This is a genomic window from uncultured Nocardioides sp. (genome assembly GCF_947488025.1).
In the GTDB taxonomy this organism is placed as follows: Bacteria; Actinomycetota; Actinomycetes; order Propionibacteriales; family Nocardioidaceae; genus Nocardioides.
Genome location: NZ_CANKYS010000028.1, coordinates 1 through 4,224 on the forward strand (window position 1 = coordinate 1; position 4,224 = coordinate 4,224).

Sequence of the window (4,224 nt, forward strand, 5' to 3'; positions counted from 1 at the left end):
CCTCTTCAACCAGCTCCTCACCGGCCTCACGGAAGGCGAAGCATCATGAGCGACCGCCCCGACCCTGTGCATAATGCCGCTGATAGTGCGCAACTCCGACGCCGGCGACACATCGAGTCCCGCTCGGGGATCCCGCACTGGGGCATCGTTACTCCTCGCCAAACCGGACGACGAAGCGGCGTTGCCAGGGCGTTTCGATTGCGCGGGGGTGGTAGTGCTTGCGGACGAAGGTGACCGCCTCCCTGGCCGGCACTCCGTCCAACACGGCAAGACAACCGAGAGCGGTGCCGGTCCTACCGCGTCCACCGTCGCAGGCGATTTCCACCCGCTCGTACCCGGCTCGGGTCCACGCCTCACGCAACGCGTCCCGAGCGTCCGCCTCGTCGGCGGGTAGCCGGAAGTCTGGCCAGCGAAGCCACCGCGTGTCCCAGCGCATATCAGCCGGCGGTTTCCCGAGCAGGTACAGCCCGAAGTCCGGCATCGTGCTCTCGGGCATCGGTCGGCCCAAGCCACGGCCACGCACGACTCGTCCGGACGGCAGGTTCAGCACCCCGGCCATCGTCGCGTCCCATTTCCGAGTCATCACGCTCATGATGCCCGAGCATGGGGGCCAAGGCCGCCGGTTCACCATCTGGGCCCACCGGACTGGGCATGCCGGTAGCCGATCAAGGAACGGTGACAGGCCTCGGGATCGCGTTCGACGCAGAACAAGGCGCCTGCTCCGGTACTCGGCAGCGCCGACACGGTGACTTGGAGGTCGGCATGGTCGAGGATCTCAGCGGTGTAGCGGTCGACGTAAGTGGCAGCGAGTTCACGACGGGTGTGCTTCCCGACGCCCTGGCGGGCATCCTCGGCGTACTGAAGCTGCCGCAGTTCGGTGGTGGGGGCCAGCTCGCGGTGGTGCCGGTAGGTGATCCCGGCCGCGGCGAGCGAGGCCTGCAATCGTTGCGAGTTGGCCCACGCGTACTCGGTGCCCCGGACTCCGCGACGCTGACGGACATCCAGGAGCATGCTGACCCCGCCGCTGCGCAGGCGTTCCAGGAACGACGCGGCATCGAATCCGTAGACACCGATCGTCCTCAGCTCACGCATCAACAGTCATCTCCTCTGCCTGATGCCCGCGCCGGACGCCGGCGCGGGCATCAGGGGTCGCTCAGGCGACCGCGGTCCCTTCGAGTTCGATCATCTGGCCGGGAATCGCCAGCCTGGTCACGCCGAGCATGGTGGTGGTCGGCGCGACCCGGGCCGCTCCCAGCCGCGAAGCCAGCACCCCGTAGTGCTGGAAGAGCAGGTCGACGTCCGTGGTGTAGACGTTGAGCCGGACGAGGTTGGCCAGTGACATGCCGGCGGCCGTGAGCACGGCCTCCAGGTTGTCCAGGCTGAGCGCGACCTGTGCCGCCATGTCTCCCTCATGCTGGGGACTTCCGTCGGCCCCCATCGCAGTCTGCCCAGAGCAGTACAACGTCCGGGTGTGGCCGGTGACCACCTCGCCCTGGTTGAACCCCATCTCCACCGACCACGTCACCGGGTTGACGGCCACTCGCTCGATTGCCACATCAGCTCCAATCAGATATCTGCGGGGGCATGCACCCCGATCGCGCCGCCGCGGCTCGGCGTCGCGCTGTGAACCTTGCCGGTGAATCACGACACGTTGTGTCAGGTATTCGGTAGCGTTCCGTCGGTGCGAGCTGATCGGCTGGTGTCCCTGGTCCTGCTGCTGCGTCAACGCGGCCAACTGACCGCGGACACGCTGGCGGAGGAGCTCGAGGTCTCCACGCGCACCGTTCTGCGTGACATCGAAGCGCTCTCAGCAGCCGGCGTCCCCGTCTACGCCGAACGCGGACGGCATGGCGGGTTCTCGCTGTTGCCGGGGTTCCGGACCGAGCTCACCGGCCTCAACCACGACGAAGCGCTCGCGCTGCTTACCGCCGGCTCGGGACCTGGCGAGCAGATCTTCGGGCTCGGAACACCGCTCGCCTCAGCCATGCGGAAGATCGTTGACGCGCTCCCCGAAAGCCACCAGGCCGCCGTGAACGCCGCGGTCCAGCGATTCCTCGTCAACCCCGAGACCGACCTACTCTCCCGTCGCCTCACCCAAGACGAACTCCCCGACGCCACTCTGATGGTGGTGCGACGCGCGGTCCTCGCCGGCCGCAAGCTGCGGATCCACTACGCCTCCCGGGACCAGCCACCCCAGTGGCACACGGTCGACCCGATCGGCCTGGTCACCGTGCGAGACAAGGGCTATCTGCTGGCCACCGACAGCGGCACCGACCGGACCCTGCGGATATCGCGGATCCACGCCGCCGAGGAGCTACCCGAACCTGCGCAGCGACCAGATCAGGTCGACCTTGAACAGATCTGGGCACAACGCTGCGCCGAGTTCCTGTCCGAGGGCCACATCCCCGTCCAGGTACGGGTGAACCCGGCGCGCCGCGATGACCTACTCGACATGGCCGAAGCCGTCCGCGCCGAAGAGCCCGAACCTGACGGCTGGCTGCGCCTCGAGGTCACCTTCCAAGACCTCTGGCATGCAGAGTGGGCGCTGTGGCAACTCGGCACCAACGCCGAAGCGCTCGTCCCACCAGAGCTCCGCACCTCCCTGCACGCTCGTGCACAAACGGTCGCGGACCGCTATCGAGAGCCTGCCTGAGCCCGAATCGAAGTGATGGTCTCGATGCCGGCACCGCGCCCCACCTCGCGAGTGATGTCGCAACTCACCAACACCGACGCAACTCCAGTACCGAGCGGTGTCGAGCCGCACCTGCATTCGGTGTCGACTGAGACCTCCGTAACCATGGCCGGAAGTCTCGCGCTCGTTCACCGAGTCGACCCGCAGCGGGGAGGGGTGCTTGTGGTTCGACTGGTCGCGCAGCCTGGACGACCCAAACGAATACGTGCTCCTCGAAGCATTCCGCGACGAAGACGCGGGCGCGTCCCATGTCCAATCCGAGCACTTTCAAGCCGCGACGCGTGAGCTCCCGGGATACCTCGCCGAGACCCCGCGGATCGTCAATACACAAGTGCCAGGGATCGAGTGGGCCCAACTAGGCGAACTGGCGGTCGACGAGTCCTCGCCGAGCTAGCCAGCAGCGCGTCACCTCGACGTTTCGTTCCGTCGCCGCCGCTGGGCGACCGCAGTGTAGCCGTCGAGTTCTCCCATTGCGGTCGCGGCGTTTGCCGCTGGCTTCGGCCCCGAGCATCGGTTCCACCGGTCGCAGCGCCCCAGCCGATGCGCCGTCGTCGATCTCGACGGTCACGGCGTGTGAGGCGGGGCACCGGTCGTGAGCCCGTCGACCTTCGGCGGGCCTGTAGTCAGCGTGAAGACAGGTGCGGCAAGAGCGAGCTGGCGCTAACGATGGTCAGCCAGCGGTGTCTTACGCCAGCGTGGCCGGTCGAGCCCCGAGCCGTGACCGACCGTCGCTCGGCGAGCTGCGCGGCCAGGTCAGGCGCGGCCGAACGCGCCCACCATCAGACACGCAGCGACAGCGAGGTCGCGACGCTGAGCAGCGGTCCCGCTGGCCGCGGTGTCGACACGAGCGTGACCAGAACGGGAGTGTCACGCCGAGCGTGACCAGAACGGGATCCCTTGCGGAACGATCTGTGCATGTCCGCGTGCCGGGGCGCTGTACGCCGAAGGCGGTTCCGCTGCCGGGAGACCGGATGGCTCACCGATGTGGGCGGAGGTCACCGTGGCACACTCGGTCTCCGACCAGGCGCGCGCTGCTGCGCATATGGAGCGCGGCCGCACTGTTCCACAGGCACCGCCTAGTCTCAGGGCGTGTCGAACGTCCGCGCTGTCCTTCTCGATGTCTTCGACACCGTGCTCACGGTCGACTTCGACGCCGCGCTCGACGGATTGGCCGCGGCGTCTGGGTTGACCAAAAGCGATTGGGCCGCAGGGGGCCGCGCTAGGCCAAGGCTCTCCTCGAGGGCAAGGAGATCTCCTTCGGAGCGAAGTCGGCGCGCAACGGCAAGGCCTACACCGCCAAGGGCAAGCTCGAGGCGCAGGTCTATGAAGGTCGCAACTTCGTCGGCTTCAAGCCGGACTGCCGATGAACCAGCCGGACTCGCGTCGCTGGGTCGCCCACGGTGTACCCGTTGGGGCGGCCCCTGCTCCCACACCATCTCGACTGCGCCGGCGGCTTGAACCGCCCCGGCATGTCCGGAGACTTTCTAGTTTGAGACTCCAGCTGTTGCTGGGGTCTGGTGGTGAGCGTAGTG

The 4,224-nt window shown here is 67.5% G+C and carries 4 protein-coding genes and 1 pseudogene; 2 read left to right on the forward strand and 3 right to left on the reverse strand.

What is annotated here, in order from left to right; genetic code table 11:
• Positions 1-148: 148 nt before the first annotated feature.
• The 3 genes from Q1B24_RS21685 to Q1B24_RS21695 form a co-directional block, all read right to left on the reverse strand.
• The gene (locus Q1B24_RS21685) at positions 149-592 is read right to left on the reverse strand and encodes a protein phosphatase (RefSeq protein WP_299933010.1); all 444 of its coding nucleotides are present in this window, start codon (positions 590-592) and stop codon (positions 149-151) included.
• A gap of 32 nt (positions 593-624) precedes the next feature.
• On the reverse strand, positions 625-1,092 hold the full coding sequence (locus Q1B24_RS21690) for a DUF488 domain-containing protein (RefSeq protein ID WP_299933045.1): 468 nt from the start codon (positions 1,090-1,092) through the stop codon (positions 625-627).
• A gap of 61 nt (positions 1,093-1,153) precedes the next feature.
• Complete coding sequence (locus Q1B24_RS21695) at positions 1,154-1,549, reverse strand: RidA family protein (protein WP_299933048.1); 396 nt, start codon at positions 1,547-1,549, stop codon at positions 1,154-1,156.
• Positions 1,550-1,699: 150 nt separating this feature from the next.
• On the opposite strand from Q1B24_RS21695, the gene Q1B24_RS21700 reads away from it, so the two are divergent.
• Both Q1B24_RS21700 and Q1B24_RS21705 read left to right on the forward strand, forming a co-directional pair.
• Positions 1,700-2,653 (forward strand): WYL domain-containing protein, encoded by a 954-nt coding sequence (locus Q1B24_RS21700; protein WP_299933013.1) that lies wholly within the window; start codon positions 1,700-1,702, stop codon positions 2,651-2,653.
• Between the two features lie 169 nt (positions 2,654-2,822).
• A pseudogene (locus tag Q1B24_RS21705) lies at positions 2,823-3,086 on the forward strand (putative quinol monooxygenase); the annotation flags it as partial.
• Positions 3,087-4,224: the final 1,138 nt, after the last annotated feature.

Excerpts from the sequence above, each read along its gene's own strand:
- Q1B24_RS21690 (WP_299933045.1), bottom strand. The coding sequence starts at position 1,092 with ATGCGTGAGCTGAGGACGATCGGTGTCTACGGATTCGATGCCGCGTCG.
- Q1B24_RS21685 (WP_299933010.1), bottom strand. The coding sequence starts at position 592 with ATGAGCGTGATGACTCGGAAATGGGACGCGACGATGGCCGGGGTGCTG.